Annotated in this window: 15 protein-coding genes; 7 read left to right on the top strand and 8 right to left on the bottom strand. The window is 52.5% G+C overall.

All coding sequences use genetic code 11. The annotated features are described in order from the left end of the window. Positions 1 to 99 precede the first annotated feature (99 nt). The 7 genes from sbp to WC7_RS01125 all read right to left on the bottom strand — a co-directional run bounded on the left by sbp (position 100) and on the right by WC7_RS01125 (position 6,074). Positions 100 to 1,089: a sulfate/thiosulfate ABC transporter substrate-binding protein Sbp gene (sbp, locus tag WC7_RS01100; RefSeq protein ID WP_016155247.1), complete on the bottom strand. Its 990-nt coding sequence runs from the start codon at positions 1,087 to 1,089 to the stop codon at positions 100 to 102. Between the two features lie 206 nt (positions 1,090 to 1,295). Continuing rightward, complete coding sequence (gene pfkA / locus WC7_RS01105) at positions 1,296 to 2,258, bottom strand: 6-phosphofructokinase (RefSeq protein ID WP_003028778.1); 963 nt, start codon at positions 2,256 to 2,258, stop codon at positions 1,296 to 1,298. Positions 2,259 to 2,443: 185 nt separating this feature from the next. Beyond that, positions 2,444 to 3,346 (bottom strand): CDF family cation-efflux transporter FieF, encoded by a 903-nt coding sequence (gene fieF / locus WC7_RS01110; protein WP_016155246.1) that lies wholly within the window; start codon positions 3,344 to 3,346, stop codon positions 2,444 to 2,446. A 236-nt stretch (positions 3,347 to 3,582) separates the two neighbouring features. Next, positions 3,583 to 4,215 carry a type VI secretion system-associated protein TagO gene (locus WC7_RS01115; protein WP_016155245.1) on the bottom strand — a complete coding sequence of 211 codons (633 nt, stop codon included), beginning with the start codon at positions 4,213 to 4,215 and terminating at the stop codon, positions 3,583 to 3,585. A gap of 8 nt (positions 4,216 to 4,223) precedes the next feature. Beyond that, complete coding sequence (locus WC7_RS01120; protein WP_016155244.1) at positions 4,224 to 4,556, bottom strand: TFIIB-type zinc ribbon-containing protein; 333 nt, start codon at positions 4,554 to 4,556, stop codon at positions 4,224 to 4,226. A gap of 101 nt (positions 4,557 to 4,657) precedes the next feature. Next, positions 4,658 to 4,894 carry an Ogr/Delta-like zinc finger protein gene (locus tag WC7_RS26210; protein WP_369708037.1) on the bottom strand — a complete coding sequence of 79 codons (237 nt, stop codon included), beginning with the start codon at positions 4,892 to 4,894 and terminating at the stop codon, positions 4,658 to 4,660. 52 nt (positions 4,895 to 4,946) lie between these two features. Next, the gene (locus tag WC7_RS01125) at positions 4,947 to 6,074 is read right to left on the bottom strand and encodes a phage late control D family protein (RefSeq protein WP_032947286.1); all 1,128 of its coding nucleotides are present in this window, start codon (positions 6,072 to 6,074) and stop codon (positions 4,947 to 4,949) included. A gap of 161 nt (positions 6,075 to 6,235) precedes the next feature. Between WC7_RS01125 and WC7_RS01130 the strand changes: the two genes are divergently transcribed. From WC7_RS01130 to WC7_RS01155, 7 genes are all read left to right on the top strand, one after another. Beyond that, a complete protein-coding gene (locus WC7_RS01130) occupies positions 6,236 to 7,432 on the top strand; it encodes a phage tail sheath subtilisin-like domain-containing protein (RefSeq protein WP_016155241.1) in 1,197 nt (398 codons plus the stop codon). A gap of 12 nt (positions 7,433 to 7,444) precedes the next feature. Further along, positions 7,445 to 7,960 (top strand): phage major tail tube protein, encoded by a 516-nt coding sequence (locus WC7_RS01135; RefSeq protein ID WP_001514744.1) that lies wholly within the window; start codon positions 7,445 to 7,447, stop codon positions 7,958 to 7,960. A 14-nt stretch (positions 7,961 to 7,974) separates the two neighbouring features. Beyond that, entirely contained in the window at positions 7,975 to 8,313 is a 339-nt protein-coding gene (locus WC7_RS01140; RefSeq protein WP_001514743.1) for a phage tail assembly protein, read from the top strand. An 8-nt stretch (positions 8,314 to 8,321) separates the two neighbouring features. Then, on the top strand, positions 8,322 to 8,438 hold the full coding sequence (locus WC7_RS27390; RefSeq protein WP_015698216.1) for a GpE family phage tail protein: 117 nt from the start codon (positions 8,322 to 8,324) through the stop codon (positions 8,436 to 8,438). Further along, positions 8,439 to 11,594, top strand: a complete 3,156-nt coding sequence (locus WC7_RS01145) for a phage tail tape measure protein (protein ID WP_016155240.1) — start codon at positions 8,439 to 8,441, stop codon at positions 11,592 to 11,594. Positions 11,595 to 11,605: 11 nt separating this feature from the next. Next, the gene (locus WC7_RS01150; RefSeq protein ID WP_001514741.1) at positions 11,606 to 12,055 is read left to right on the top strand and encodes a phage tail protein; all 450 of its coding nucleotides are present in this window, start codon (positions 11,606 to 11,608) and stop codon (positions 12,053 to 12,055) included. A gap of 425 nt (positions 12,056 to 12,480) precedes the next feature. Continuing rightward, positions 12,481 to 12,894, top strand: coding sequence for a tail fiber assembly protein (locus WC7_RS01155; RefSeq protein WP_016155239.1), 414 nt, complete (start codon positions 12,481 to 12,483; stop codon positions 12,892 to 12,894). A gap of 11 nt (positions 12,895 to 12,905) precedes the next feature. Here the strand turns inward: WC7_RS01155 and WC7_RS26890 are convergent, their stop codons facing one another. After that, the gene (locus WC7_RS26890) at positions 12,906 to 13,070 is read right to left on the bottom strand and encodes a hypothetical protein (protein ID WP_016155238.1); all 165 of its coding nucleotides are present in this window, start codon (positions 13,068 to 13,070) and stop codon (positions 12,906 to 12,908) included. Positions 13,071 to 13,231: the final 161 nt, after the last annotated feature.

Below are 13,231 nucleotides of genomic sequence, written 5' to 3'. Positions count from 1 at the left end.
GTTCCCTGTATCTCATTGAGGGGCAAGAGTAACGCAAAACCATGACAAATAAAAAACCCGGTCGCGTTATGCCACCGGGTCGGTAAATCACAGACTTATTTAGCGCTTGCTGATCTGGTCAAACGTACCACCGTTAGAGAAGTGCTCTTTCTGCGCTTTCGTCCAGCCGCCAAACTCTTCGTCGATGGTGAACAGTTTCAGCTTCGGAAATGCATTTTCGTATTTCTTCGCAACGTCTGCATCACGCGGACGATAGTAGTTTTTCGCTGCAATTTCCTGACCTTCCGGTGAGTAGAGATATTTCAGGTAGGCTTCCGCCACCGTTTTGGTGTCTTTCTTTTCCACGACTTTATCGACCACAGAAACGGTCGGTTCCGCGAGGATAGATTCACTCGGCGTCACTATCTCGAATTTGTCTTTGCCCAGCTCGTTTGTCGCCAGCAGGGCTTCGTTTTCCCAGGCGATCAGCACATCACCGATACCGCGTTCAACGAAGGTATTGGTTGAGCCACGCGCACCGGAGTCCAGCACTTCAACATTCTTATACAGGGCCTTCACGAAGTCTTGTGCCTTGGCCTGATCGTTGTTGTTGTGGTGCAAGGCGTAGCCCCATGCCGCCAGATAGTTCCAGCGTGCGCCGCCTGAGCTTTTCGGGTTTGGTGTAATGACCGACACGCCTGGTTTGATCAGATCGTTCCAGTCATGAATTTGCTTGGGGTTGCCTTTGCGGACCAGGAAAACGATGGTGGAGGTGTATGGCGCGGAGTTATCCGGCAGACGCTTAATCCAGTTTTTATCGATACGACCACGTTCAGCAATGGCATCCACATCGTAAGCCAGCGCCAGCGTCACGACATCGGCTTCAATGCCGTTAATGACGGAGGTCGCTTGTTTACCCGAACCGCCGTGCGACTGGCGGATCACGACGTTGTCGCCCGTTTCCTGCTTCCAGTGCGCGCTAAAGGCCTTATTGTACTGCTCGTACAATTCACGCGTTGGATCGTACGATACGTTAAGTAACTGAATATCCTTTGCCAGAACGCTGGTCGATGCCAGCAATAATGTTAACCCTACGCCCCATTTGTTCATCGCCCAGCTCTCTTATGTGGTGTTGTGATGAGCAAAGCGTGCCAGAAAGGTATCCAAACATTAAAGAATAAAAAAAGATTTGCTATAACTTGGGGGAATAAATACGGGGAATTGTGCCGAATGGTGGTTAGCGGCTCATCAGGCCTACAAGTCTTTACAACCTGTAGGCCTGATGCGCTTAGCGCCATCAGGCGCGGAAAAAACAATCAGTACAGTTTTTTCGCGCAGTCCAGCCAGTCACCTTTGAACGGACGCTTCATGTTTTCAATCGCGTCGATGATGTCGTGGTGAACCAGTTGCTCGTTCTGAATACCTACACAGCGACCGCCGTGACCTGCCAACAGCAGTTCAATGGCATATGCGCCCATACGGGACGCCAGGATACGGTCGTAAGGCACCGGAGAACCACCACGCTGGATGTGACCCAGTACGGTTGAGCGCGTTTCACGACCCGTTTCTTTCTCGATGTAATGCGCCAGTTCGTCAACGTCACACATGTGCTCAGTGATCGCCACAATCGCGTGTTTTTTACCTTTCGCGATGCCGGCTTTGATTTCAGCAACCAGATCGTCACGGCTGAATTCCACTTCCGGAACCACCACAAACTCACAGCCGCCAGCAATGGCAGCCGCCAGGGTCAGATCGCCACAGTAGCGGCCCATCACTTCAACGATGGAAATACGCTGGTGAGAAGAAGAGGTATCACGCAGACGGTCAATCGCTTCGACTACGGTACCCAGAGCGGTGAAATAACCGATGGTGTAGTCGGTGCCTTTGATATCGTTGTCGATAGTGCCCGGCAGACCGATGCATGGGAAGCCCATTTCAGTCAGGCGTTTTGCCCCCATGTATGAACCGTCACCACCGATAACAACCAGCGCGTCAATGCCACGCTTTTTCAGGTTTTCGATAGCCACGGCACGCACGTTTTCGTCGCGGAATTCCGGAAAGCGGGCAGAACCGAGGAATGTACCGCCACGGTTGATCATGTCGGACACGCTGTAGCGGTCAAGTTGAACCATACGGTCTTCATACAAACCCAGGTAGCCATCATGGATCCCCATGACTTCCAGCCCTTCCGTCAACGCTGCACGTACAACACCACGGATTGCTGCGTTCATGCCCGGCGCATCACCGCCGCTTGTCAACACACCGATTTTCTTAATCATGACTACCTCTGAACTTTGGAATGCAAAATGAAATCTGCTGCCGGAAGTCGATTCCGCATATCGAAACGATCCAACGAATATGCAGATAGTATAACAATCACTTCCTGCTGAATTGATTCAGGTCAGGCCAAATGGTGGTAATTTATACACAAAATGCTGGCCCGGTTCACTTTTTTTACAACGAATTATAAAAGCTCAAACATCTTGCCTTCCTTGGGTACGACCGAACAGGGATCCTGATGAATGATGACATCCGATCCCGGGAAACGCCGTAAAATTGCCTGCTCTACCTGTTCAGCCACTAAATGCGCCTGAACGAGCGGCAGATTATCTTCCATTTCCAAATGAATCTGAATAAAGCGGGTCGGCCCTGACTGCCGCGTGCGAAGATCGTGAGCGCCGCTGACTCCAGGCCATGACGTCACAATATCAATAATTTCCTGACGTTCTTCATCGGGTAACGCGCGATCCAGCAAAGACTGTACCGCCTCATAACCCATGCGTAATGCACTATATAAAATATAGATGCCAATCCCGAGCGCAAACAAGGCATCTGCGCGATGCCAGCCGTACCATGCCAGCCCAAGCGCCACGAGAATTGCACCGTTCATCATAACATCAGACTGATAATGAAGCATATCCGCCCTAACGGCCTGACTTTGCGTGCGCTTCACCACCCAGCGCTGAAACGAGACCAGAATGATTGTACACACTAACGCAATGATGGTGACAACCACCCCGACGCCAGGATCTTTCATTGGCGTGGGTTGGATGAGATGCTGAATCCCGGTCAGGAATAAAAACAGCGCCGAACCGGAAATAAACATGCTTTGCGCCAGCGCCGCCAGCGATTCCGCTTTTCCGTGTCCGAACGTATGTTCATCATCGGCCGGTTGCAAAGAATAGCGCACCACCAACAGGTTGGTTAACGACGCGGCGATGTCCACCAAAGAATCCACCAGCGCTGCCAGAATACTGACCGATCCGGTGTACCACCACGCAAAAATTTTGATCAAAAGTAACAGCGATGCCATCACGGTCGCCGCGATTGCCGCCCGGCTAACCAGCCGCCCATAGGTTTGATTCATAAACACTCCTGCCAGGATATGCCGCTAGTATAACGGATGAAGTAAAACAGTCAGGCAATAACCGAGTGACAAATTTTGGGCAAAAAAAACCCCCACATCATGTGGGGGAAGACAGGGATGGTGAAGAAATCCGGCCAGTAACAAAATGGAATAAAAGGATTTATTCTAATCTTCGTCTACATTTTGACTACACTTCGACAAAAAAAGCCCCGAGCATTTCGGGGCTGCACACCGCTTTACTTCCATCCGCACGCTTTTTGAAGTGGCTTCAATGCCTCTGACAGACCCGCCAGATCAAACGTCGCACTTACAGGGCTTTCGTTGTATGGCGTGATCTGAGTGAACATTACGTTAGCCTGGCTTAAAGACTTAACGAACTCGATCACATTCCCACGATAAAAGACCGCTTTGGTATCGCTAGATATATTCCAAGTTTTCGTTTTTGCCTTTTGCTTGTCCAGGCGGTATAGCATTTGCGTTTCATTAAGGCCCAGATATGTATCCCAATTGATATACAGCTCTGTTTTCTTCTCTCTGCAAGTGATGTACAGATCAGGAGTTATTGACTCACCGAATTGAGAGCGAAAAGACTCATTAGCAGAAAGGCTAACGAAAACATTCTCCGAATCATCTACCGGAGAGGATTTTGTTGATACCTGCCACTTTCCAACACCAACAGCAGGCTTAGCTTCTTCGGATGCCTTCGGCGGTAAAACTTTATCGTAACAGGCTAAACGGGAATCATTTTTCGCCTCAGACTGACATTTCAGCAAAGCATCTTTATCGAAATCACCCTTAGCCTCTTCCGCTGCATATGCCGTTGAAACAGCCGTAAAGCAGAGCGCCATAGAAATTATTATTTTTTTCATAAACACCTCTATGCTTTTGGGCGGGTCAAAAAAACAAACATCCCGATAATGATATCGCCAATAACCCAGATAGTTCCCAGCATCATCACTCCCAGCCCCGTACCGATTGCAGCCCCGGCCCGTTCAGCGTCTGAGGCTGCGTTATTGATCACATCACTACTGCCGCCAACCCCAGCAAAAATGCAATAAATCATGAAGATGTTGAACAGGATAAATACCCACTTCACTATCTTGCCAAAAAAAGAGCGCTTCGGTTTTCTTACTTGGTGCCCACATGACGGACACTTAAACGCTGAATCACTAATTTCTTTACTGCATTCCGGGCAGCTTACTAATGCCATTTTTCTATTCTCCATAGACATGGTTACATAACCGTCATAAAGCCTATCAGTTGATTTTGTTTGAATAAATAAAAATTAACCCGCCACATAGGCGGGTTATTTCATAGTGTGAGAGATAACTGATCTTCGCCGTGATGACTTCGCGGGAAAACATCTTGAGGAACCACCGCGCCGGGGACTGGTTGAGTCTGGTTTAATGATTCGTCTATTTGCGTCATGCTGGTAAAGCAGTAGCCGCACAACATGTTTTGACACTGGTGATAACTGCGTCGCACTAAATCACTCAACTCTACACTGGTACGAGTTTTCGCAACTGCACGGCAGCGAGGACAGCGCATTGCCATACGCGGGCCTCCTCTGGGCTGGTTAATATCACGTCAAGTATAACGCTTAACCCGTTGATTCGTCACCCGCCTCAGCCGTCCATTCATCGATCTTAACTTCCAGCTCCAGCGAAGTGGTGAAGCCGCCGCTGCCGATATCATGCACACATCGGGTAATAGTCCAGTAACCGTTATCAATTGTGGACTTAAAGCCCGATACGCTTGCCGGTTGCTCCGGGTACAAATCTGCCCTGCCCCGCGCCAGCGTGATGGAGAATGACGCCGCGCCACGCTGCAACTGGCTCCACTTCGCCGCTGCTGCCCGCTTCGCTGCCTTCTCAGTTTTAAACGTCTTGCGGATCACGAATACGTTACCTTCCGCGCCTGCCATGTAATCCCCTTCCTTGCTGCTTGAGGCGGGTTCTTTCGGCTTCTTCGGTTGGGTTGTTCTGCGGCGTCTGCTGGTGTTGGTTTGTACTGTGGTGGCAGGCTTTTTCCCGAAATTCAGATCCAGCCAGTAGGCCGTAACGCCGGTATAAGCGTCACGATCGGCAATACTAAAGCTATGCTTGTCGCCGCTGGCCCGCACAATGCTGATCGCCGGTAAAGGTTTACCGCTCTGGGTTACGCCCTGCCCCGGCGTGATGAACAGCAACATGCCGTTTTTGACGGTGGCAACGGCACCCAGCATATCCGCCATTCTGGTGAGAAAACTGATATCTGACTCACTGGTTTGGTCAGCGTGATCGATCTCAATCTTCGCCAGTTCCTCACTCACCCCGGCGCGCAGGTCGTACCGGCTGGCAATACTGGCAACCACATCGCCAACGGTAATATCGTGCCAGGAGTATTCACGCTTCACGTTGAACGTGTCGCGAAAGTCTGCGCTGCGGGCGCTGATGGTGAGCTGATCAGGCGGGCCACGGTGCGCAACCTCATCAACGGTGTACAGCCCTTTAAATATCAGCGGGTCATTATCCCAGCCCAGCGAAACGGAAATCTTCGCTCCACGCGATGGCATAACGATCTGTCCGTCTGAATCATCCAGCGTGAGATCAAGCGTATCCGCTTCAAATCCCCGGTTGTCCGTCAGCGACAACGAGATCAAACGATCATCCAGCGCGGTGAGCTGCTTGCCCTCAATCTTAATACTGAACGCCGGGCGGGGCGAATAACGCGCATCATCATCCAACATCTTATTGGTTCCCTCATTGGTGAGGGTACCATCGTCGCCACGCGCGCGCGTACAGACAACGCGGGGCTGTTGTTGCGGTCTGCTGACAACGCCCACCTCTCGCACCGGCTGGCAATTGTCGCAATGATAAGTGGCAATCATTGACCTGGCGAGGCAACTACATGGCCACAAATTACCATCACGGTGTAACCGTCACGGAAACCACCGATCTGAGCACGATGATCACCGATATTGATTCGGCGGTTATCGGCGTCGTTTGTATCGCTGACGATGCAGACGAAGAAGCGTTCCCGCTGGATACCCCTGTACTCATTACCCGCGTGGCTAACATGCTGGGCAAAGCAGGCAAAACCGGCACCCTGTTCACCACCCTGAAAGCCATTTCAGACCAGACCAGCCCACAGACCATTGTGATCCGCGTGGCTGATGCGTCAAAAATTCCACCACCGGAAACCGGCACCGCTCCGACTCAGGATCAACTGGTCATTGGTGGCACCGACCCGGTAACAGGACTTTTCACCGGCATGTATGCGCTGTTATCGGCGGAGATGCGTGTTGGCGTCCGTCCGCGTGTGCTTGCCGTTCCCGGCCTTGATACTCAGCCAGTAGCGGCGCAACTCGGCGTGATGGCGGAGAAGCTGCGCGCCTTTGCTTATGTTTCAGCGAACGGCTGCAACACCATTGCAGAGGCAAAGGAATACCGCGAGCAGTTTGCCCAGCGTGAAATGATGGTCATCTGGCCTAACTTCATTTGCTACGACACCAACGCGGGAGCAAACGCCACCGTGCCGGTGGGTGCTCATGCGGTAGGGATGCGCGCCAAAATCGACGCAACGCAGGGCTGGCACAAAACCATTTCCAACGTTCCGGTTAACAACGTGCTGGGGATGGATCGCGATATCTATTTCACCCTACAGGGCACCGATACCGATGCGGACGAGCTGAACGCAGCAGGCGTCACCACCCTGATCAAACAGGACGGCTATCGCATCTGGGGATCACGTACCTGCGACGAAGAAACCTACATCTTTGAGAGCTACACCCGTACCGCTCAGATTGTGGCTGATACCGTGGCAGAGGCTCACTTCTCCTATGTTGATAAGCCGCTCACCCCGTCGCTGGTAAAAGATATCGTTGACGGTATCAACCGCAAGCTGACGTCCTATGTGACGGCGGGCAAGCTGCTGGGTGCGCGCTGCTGGTATGACCCTGAACCGAATACCAGCGAAACGCTGCGCAACGGGCAGCTCACCATCAAATACAACTACACGCCTGTCCCGCCGCTGGAAAATCTCAGCCTGGTGCAGGAGTTCACTGATGAATACTTCGCTACGTTTTCCAGCGCAGTGAATAACTAACCGGGGGCGCGTATGGCTCTGCCTAAAAAACTTAAATACTTCAACATGTTCTTTGACGGGGATAACTATTTCGGCATGGTGCCGGAAATCACCCCGGCGAAGTTAACCCGCAAAACAGAGGATTATCAGGCCGGTGGTATGCCGGGTTCTGTCGCGGTCGATCTCGGCTTTGATGCCGGGGCGCTGGATATGGATATCACCCTTGGCGGCATGGATGCGGGGCTGCTGAAAAAATGGGGCATCGCCACCGCCGATGGTATGCAAACGCGCTATGCCGGGTCTTACCAGGATGATTCAACCGGCGAAGCGGTACCCGTTGAAATCCAGACGCGCGGACGCTTTACGGAGATGGATCCGGGCACGTCCAAAACCGGGGATGATACTTCCCATAAGTACACCCTGAAAAATACCTATTACAAGCTGACCATCAACGGCGAAGAAATCATTGAAGTTGATGTGCTCAATATGATCTACAAAGTTGGCGGCGTTGACATGATGGAAAAACACCGCGCCAACATTGGCTTATAAGGAATTAACACACCATGACCAAAGTAACCGGTAAAGAAGTTGTAACGCTCAATGCGCCTATCGTTCGCGGTAAGACGGCAATCAGCGAAATCACGATCACGCCAGTCTTAAAGCAGGCCGGATCGCTGCGTGGCTTAAAAGTCTATGACGTTCTGACGTCGAATTATGATGCGCTGGTTGTTCTGCTGCCGCGCGTTACAGCCCCGGCGCTGACCGCTGACGAAATCGCCCGCATGGATACGTGGGACTTCTGCCAGCTCGCCAATGCGGTGGTTGATTTTTTGCAGCCACCTTCGGATCAGAGCGGGACGGATACGGGCAGCGCGTCATCCGATGCCCCTGCGAACGCATAGAAAACTTAATGGCGGATATCGCCGTCATTTTCCACTGGCGACCAGCGGAGATGGACGCCATGACGGTAGAGGAACTTCTGTTATGGCGTGATCAAGCCGCTGCGCGCAGTGGCGGAGATCAATAAATGGCAGACCGCAAATTAAATATTCAGGTTGCTTTCAGTGCCCTGAATAATATGTCCCGCCCTGTCAGTGCGGCGCGCCAGAGTGCCGCCGCGCTGGCCTCTCAAATCAAGCAGACGCAAAGCAGCATCAAAGGGCTTGAGCGTCATGCTTCCAGCTTTGACCGACTGACCGCAGCCAATAAGAAGACCACCGATCAACTGGCTCAGGCAAAGACGCAGGCGCGTGAAATGGCGGCGGCATTCGGCCCGCTACGCCAGCGCAGCGCTGAGCAAGTTACCGCCCTCAATCAGCAGCGGGCAGCGATCCGCAACCTGACAGCCCAGCAGAAAACGGAACAGGCCCAGCTCAACCAATTGCGCGCCAGCTTCTACAGTGAAGGGATTGCGATCAGCAGTACCAGCCGGGCAACGGAACAAATCAGCCAGCGCACCGCGCAGTACAATCGCCAGCTTACTGAGCAGCAGCGTCGGCTTGAGTCTGTCACTCAGGCGCAGGCCCGCTATGCCCGCGCCAAAGAAACCGGCGAGAAGCTGCAAAGTTCAGGCATGAAGACCGCAGCGACCGGCGCGGCGGTACTTGCCCCCGTAGCAGCCGCCATCAAGAGTTACAGCAGCCTGGAAGATGCCATGAAGGGCGTATCCAAACAGGTGAATGGCCTGCGCGATGATGACGGCAACCGCACCGCTCAGTTTGCTGAGATGCAAAACGCTATCAAAGACGCCGCCGAAAACCTGCCAATGCCCAACGGGGCCGTTGACTATGCCGCACTGGTAGAGGGCGGCGCGCGTATGGGTGTGGCTAACAGCGATGATCCATGGCAGAAGCAGAAGAAGGATCTACTGGATTTTGCCAACACCGCCGCCATGGCCTCAAAGGCGTTTGAGCTGCCTGCCGATCAGCTGTCGGAAAGCCTGGGCAAAATCGCCGGTCTGTATAAAATCCCCATTCAGGATATTGGCAAGCTTGGCGACGTCATCAACTATCTGGACGATAACGCCAAATCAAAAGGCTCTGACATTATCGACGTGTTGCAGCGCGTGGGTGGTGCTGCCGATCAGCTCGGCTATCAGAATGCGGCGGCACTTGGCTCCACGTTCCTGAGCCTTGGTGAACAATCCGAAACAGCGGGCACCGCAGTTAAAGCGATGGTGCGCGAGCTGGGCAACGCAATGGTGCAACCGGATCGGTTTATGGAAGGTCTGGACGCGCTGGGGCTAAGCGCTGAGAAGGTGCAGAAGAACATGGCAAAAGACGCCATGGGCACCATTATGGCGGTGATGGAAGCCACCAAAAAGCTGGAACCAGATAAGCAAATGAACGTGCTTACTCAGCTCTTTGGAGACGAATACGCAATGGCGGTTTCCAAAGTCGCTAACAACCTGCCAGAGCTGCGCAGGCAGCTCGAATTAACCCACGGCACCGCGTCTAAAGGCTCCATGAAGCGGGAATCCGATATTGATAAAGATTCACTCTCATCACAGTGGCAGATAACCAAAGCGGAGTTTGGCAACAATTTCAGTGCGCTGGGTGAGTCCATGCGCGGGCCAATGATGGCGATCATGAAATCAGTCGGCGGCGTCCTGCAATCAATCCGGGGCTGGATTGAAGCCAACCCGGCGCTGGTTGCCGCCATCATGAAGACCGTAGCCGCGATCGGTGCCATTCTCACGGTACTGGGTTCGCTTATGCTGGCGCTGGGCGCAATACTCGGCCCGATGGCGCTTGTGCGCCTGAGCTTCACCACACTGGCTGGCCCTGGTGGAGCAGGGGCACTGACAGGCTCAATAACTAAGCTGACCGGCTCACTGCGTGGGCTTATCCCGTCACTATCTGGGGTTGGGCGCAGCATTAAAGACTGGCCCTCTATCTTCCGCGCAGCTGCATCCGGTTTAGGGCAATTGGGTAAACAAGCATTCAGCGGTGTAAGCTCGGCATTAACAACCCTCTCCCGTGCAGCGGTTGTCACCGGACAGCGTTTATTTACTTTATTCACGCAACCTATGACCGCGCTTACCTGGCTTGGTAATGGGTTAAGAACTCTCGCCACATCTGGATTTGGGACGCTTCTCAATGTGGGGCGCACCGTATTCATGGCGCTAGGTGGTGGCTTATCACTTTTGCTAAGCCCGATCGGTGTACTGGTTATGGCTTTGGCTGCTGCTGCCATCGCCGTTATTAAATTCTGGGAGCCAATAAAAGCATTTTTCACTGGCTTTTACACTGGCCTGATGAGTGGATTGCAACCATTAACCACGGCATTTAGTACCGCTTTTGCTCCATTAGCTCCAATCTTCGACTCAATCGGCACCGCTATCAGCGGGGTTTGGGATTGGTTCACCAAACTTTTAGAGCCAATTCAGTTTTCCACAGAAGCACTGGAATCATGCACCAGCATGGGCGAAACGTTCGGCAAGGTTGTTGGTAGCGCTTTATCTGCGTTAACCCCGATAATTCAAGGTATCGCCGACGGGATAAGTAACATACTCGAAACGCTGGGTTTAATTCCCGATGCCGCTGAGCGAGCAAGAGCCGCCACTGAGAAAGCCAACACGCAGAAGAAGCTCACCGGGCTGGCGGATACGCTTGCCGGAGATCTGAAAGCCGTCACCGCGCAATCGAAGAAGGAAGAGGAGAAGAAGGAGCAGAAGCGGAAAACGGAACAGAGCCAGCAACAGCAGGCGTTTGCCAATAACCTGAAAGGCCCGGCGAACCTCGCACCGAAGATCAGCGGTAGCCTGGATAAAATCGCCAGCAACACGGCAGAGAAGAAAGACGGCCCCGGTGAAATCGTCTTCAAAAATAAACAGCCGTACATTCCTATCCGTGGCGGGTACGCCGAACCGGTGCAACAGGTTCAGCGGCAGGTGCCATCACTCACCGCATGGATGCAACAGCAGGCTGGCGCGCTCGTTTCTTCGGTGCTGCCGTACAGCGTTCAGCAGCCTGCCGCTCGTTCGCCAGTGTCGGCGGTTCCGTCTGCGGCTTCCGTCGCGGCGCTGATGCCTGGCGGCGACGTGTTTAACTTTGAAATCAACATCAACGACGCGGGCCAGATGGATGAACAAAAACTTGTCCAGCGCATCCGCGAAGAGTTCACCGTTGCCCAGCAGCAGGCCGCACGGCGCAAACGCTCGCAACTGACCGACCACGAATAAGGGGCAAAGCCATGATGATGATATTGGGCATGTTTCCGTTTGCGCTGCAAACGACGCCCTACCAGACGTCGAACCAGTCGAATACATGGCGGCACGTCAAAAACGATCGCGTGGGGAAATCCCCGCGCTACCAGTACATAGGCCCGGATGAAGAGCCGATCACGCTCTCCGGTACGCTGTACCCCGAAATCAGCGGCGGCGATGTGTCGCTCACCACGCTGGAGACAATGGCATACACCGGCAGAGCCTGGCCCCTGATTGAGGGCACCGGCAAGATTTACGGGATGTACGTGATCGACGGGTTAACCCAGAATCGCACTGAGTTCTTTCAGGACGGGAAAGCGCGGAAGATTGATTTTACTCTCACCCTGAAAAAGGTCAGCGAGGATATCAGGGAGAAGCTGGCGGAAATTACCAACGATGATGTGCTGTCTATGGTGAAAGCGGGGGTGAATTTCTAACTTTATTTTTTATGGCCAACACGTTCATTGTTGGCAGTGTGGTACCGAAATCATCGGGCACCGTCACTTTTAACCGTGCTGCAGCACGGTCATTTATGGCGGTGCTGTAGCTTCTATCAAAGGTTGGTTTTGTAAGTTTTCCTCAATACCAGGACATGGGGGAGGGACAGCACCTCTTTCAGCATGGTTCAGGGGCAACTAACAGCTCAGGAATTGTCGATATCGTTTTCCCGAAAGCGTACACAACTACAAGTAATCTTAATGTTATTGCAACCGCGACGTCTGACACTCCAGCAAACTATATCGTTACAATCGGGGTCATAACGTTAACCGGTGTGCGTATTTTTATAACTGGTGAGAGCGCAGGAAACATACCGGTACCAACGGAAATCGGATTTAACTGGTTCGCAACCGGGAGATAATTGATGAAAGTTTTTTACAGTGCCAGTCAGAACGGTTTTTATGATGATAACCAGACCCGTCCCGCAGATGCGGTAGAAATTGCTGAATCGCTCAGAGCAGAGTTAATTACCGCCCAGAACGCGGGCGGCGTAATCAGACCGGGAAGTGATGGAATGCCGGTGATCATCCCATCCGCAGATTACGTCCCGGAATTAACTGAAGAAGAGCAGCGGTGGTTTGCTGAATCCAAAAAACAGTCAATGTTGTCAGAGGCAACCAATCGAATTGGACCTCTACAGTACGCGGTCGATGCAGGAAAAGCGACGGAAGAAGAAGCCGCCGCTTTGATTGTATGGCAGGATTACAGGCTAGATTTGATGCGCGTTGATACAGTCAACCCTGTCTGGCCTACCCCGCCGGGAGAACAGGCCAGTTAGTAGCATGTTTCTTATCCCGCTGGGGCTGGCAGTATTTGCTGCATAACCTCAGGTTGCGCGTTATAAAACTCAATATAACGCGCATCATTCTTATCAATCTGTGTGGAATTTTCTTGCTCGCATGAGAACAATGCCACAACAGACTTTCCATCTGGTGTTAATTCAGCGTAAATCATATCGTATATCCACTGATGAATAATGATGCAGAAAAACCCGTGATTGATGTGCCGTTTGGGTTCACGTCATAAAAAATTGATTGTGGGGTAGATAGCAATAATTCCGCAAACTGACCATAAACCCCTATACCATAATTCCCAACATAACCCCCGATTGATAC

It is taken from the genome of Citrobacter sp. KTE151, assembly GCF_000398845.1.
Classification (GTDB): Bacteria; Pseudomonadota; Gammaproteobacteria; order Enterobacterales; family Enterobacteriaceae; genus Citrobacter; species Citrobacter braakii.
This window is presented reverse-complemented; position numbering and strand designations above follow the sequence as displayed.

Excerpts from the sequence above, each read along its gene's own strand:
- sbp (WP_016155247.1), bottom strand. The coding sequence starts at position 1,089 with ATGAACAAATGGGGCGTAGGGTTAACATTATTGCTGGCATCGACCAGC.
- pfkA (WP_003028778.1), bottom strand. The coding sequence starts at position 2,258 with ATGATTAAGAAAATCGGTGTGTTGACAAGCGGCGGTGATGCGCCGGGC.
- fieF (WP_016155246.1), bottom strand. The coding sequence starts at position 3,346 with ATGAATCAAACCTATGGGCGGCTGGTTAGCCGGGCGGCAATCGCGGCG.
- WC7_RS01115 (WP_016155245.1), bottom strand. The coding sequence starts at position 4,215 with ATGAAAAAAATAATAATTTCTATGGCGCTCTGCTTTACGGCTGTTTCA.
- WC7_RS01120 (WP_016155244.1), bottom strand. The coding sequence starts at position 4,556 with ATGGCATTAGTAAGCTGCCCGGAATGCAGTAAAGAAATTAGTGATTCA.
- WC7_RS26210 (WP_369708037.1), bottom strand. The coding sequence starts at position 4,894 with ATGCGCTGTCCTCGCTGCCGTGCAGTTGCGAAAACTCGTACCAGTGTA.
- WC7_RS01125 (WP_032947286.1), bottom strand. The coding sequence starts at position 6,074 with ATGTTGGATGATGATGCGCGTTATTCGCCCCGCCCGGCGTTCAGTATT.
- WC7_RS01130 (WP_016155241.1), top strand. The coding sequence starts at position 6,236 with ATGGCCACAAATTACCATCACGGTGTAACCGTCACGGAAACCACCGAT.
- WC7_RS01135 (WP_001514744.1), top strand. The coding sequence starts at position 7,445 with ATGGCTCTGCCTAAAAAACTTAAATACTTCAACATGTTCTTTGACGGG.
- WC7_RS01140 (WP_001514743.1), top strand. The coding sequence starts at position 7,975 with ATGACCAAAGTAACCGGTAAAGAAGTTGTAACGCTCAATGCGCCTATC.
- WC7_RS27390 (WP_015698216.1), top strand. The coding sequence starts at position 8,322 with ATGGCGGATATCGCCGTCATTTTCCACTGGCGACCAGCGGAGATGGAC.
- WC7_RS01145 (WP_016155240.1), top strand. The coding sequence starts at position 8,439 with ATGGCAGACCGCAAATTAAATATTCAGGTTGCTTTCAGTGCCCTGAAT.
- WC7_RS01150 (WP_001514741.1), top strand. The coding sequence starts at position 11,606 with ATGATGATGATATTGGGCATGTTTCCGTTTGCGCTGCAAACGACGCCC.
- WC7_RS01155 (WP_016155239.1), top strand. The coding sequence starts at position 12,481 with ATGAAAGTTTTTTACAGTGCCAGTCAGAACGGTTTTTATGATGATAAC.
- WC7_RS26890 (WP_016155238.1), bottom strand. The coding sequence starts at position 13,070 with ATGATTTACGCTGAATTAACACCAGATGGAAAGTCTGTTGTGGCATTG.